The organism is Colwellia sp. RSH04 (genome assembly GCF_003545765.1).
GTDB lineage: Bacteria > Pseudomonadota > Gammaproteobacteria > Enterobacterales > Alteromonadaceae > Colwellia.
Genome location: NZ_QXIO01000037.1, coordinates 1 through 1400, shown reverse-complemented (window position 1 = coordinate 1400; position 1400 = coordinate 1). Strand labels below are relative to the sequence as shown.

The 1400-nt window shown below is 40.6% G+C and carries 1 protein-coding gene; it reads right to left on the bottom strand.

The annotated features are described in order from the left end of the window. Positions 1-9: 9 nt before the first annotated feature. Positions 10-1320: an IS4 family transposase gene (locus D1094_RS18380; protein ID WP_118961550.1), complete on the bottom strand. Its 1311-nt coding sequence runs from the start codon at positions 1318-1320 to the stop codon at positions 10-12. Between the last annotated feature and the right edge of the window lie 80 nt (positions 1321-1400).

Sequence of the window (1400 nt, the reverse complement as noted above, 5' to 3'; positions counted from 1 at the left end):
TAATGCCGTTCACTTAAGGTGAGCGGCATTTTTATTTCTAGCGTATCGTTGTGGTCTTGGCTTTACCGTTCGAGGAAAACTCCTTCCTCTGCGAGGCGCAAGTATTAAGCTTTCAGCCATACAGTAAAAGTGCTTTAATTGGCGAGGTACCGCACCAGGTGAGGAATAAGGTAAACCGACTAACAACCTTACTATTTGCGCCAAGCCTCCATTGAAGCTTAATTGATAAGGCAAGTAATCTCCTTTTAAGCTATGGCACATCTTCACCATTTGGTAGCGCACTAGATTATAGGTGAGAAGAATGCCCCATAACTCTTGCTTAACAAGCTCGGGTAAACGACTTCTCAAGGTTAACCTATTACCGAGCATATACTGCTTTTGCTCTCGGTAACCAAGCTCTATTTCCCAACGATGACTATATAAGTCACCAATATCGGCGGATGGGTATTTCATTGGGTTTGTCATCGAGGTTAAAACACTATAGTCTTTTCCATTGATTTTTCGTGTCACTAATCTCGCTTCAAGTGTTTTAGGTAAGTTAGGCCATAGCTTTCGTGCCCTTGGGTTACTGCTCAGTTGAACTAACTTATCATTACGTCCTAAAGACCGGATAACTTCATATTGAACATTCTTTTTCAGCGGGATTAACCAGTGACGTTCACTGCCTGTTGTTTGCCACTTGTGAAGTAACCCTAATGAATAAAAACCACGATCGAACAGCGTTAAACTGTTATCAGGGGTTGATTCGATTAATTTCTCTGCAAGCACCATTTCATTGACGTTATAATCATCAAAGGCACTCGCCGAGATTAAGTGACTGCTGAGCTCCATTTGACAAACCATCCTTACCTGTGGGTATTGTGTATTTTTAGGCTTGGTAAAAGCCTTATTATTTTCTTCTGAGTCATCGGTGCGCCAAACAACACCGTCAACGCCAAGTAATGTTAAGCCATTCCAGTGTGGGTGATTGGCTTTTTCATTCCAGTGTTTTTGTGTGCAATTAAAAAGTGACTTCATTGCGGACTCTCCTAGACTTTTTCTTCGTTGAGTTAAGGCGCTAGGGGCAACAAATGGCTTTCCCTCTCTATCAACAATGTCTAACATATTAACCACATCAGCCATGGATTTATCGTTGTAAATAGCCATACCAATAAGTAACCAAGCGGTTGACTCTAAAGTGAGTTTTCTCTTTCTTAAAGTGACGGTATCGGTGAGAGCATATGCTTCCTCAATCAACTCTAAAGGGAGTAAATCAGCCAACGTTTCTACTTGGTTAGGCTTAATATGGTTTATTGCATCGAGAGCATTTGAAAGTTGCATAAAAAAATCCATTATCAGAAAACTGATAATGGATTTTGCATGATCATTATGATCGGTCAACCGATCTTTTGTTTAACTGA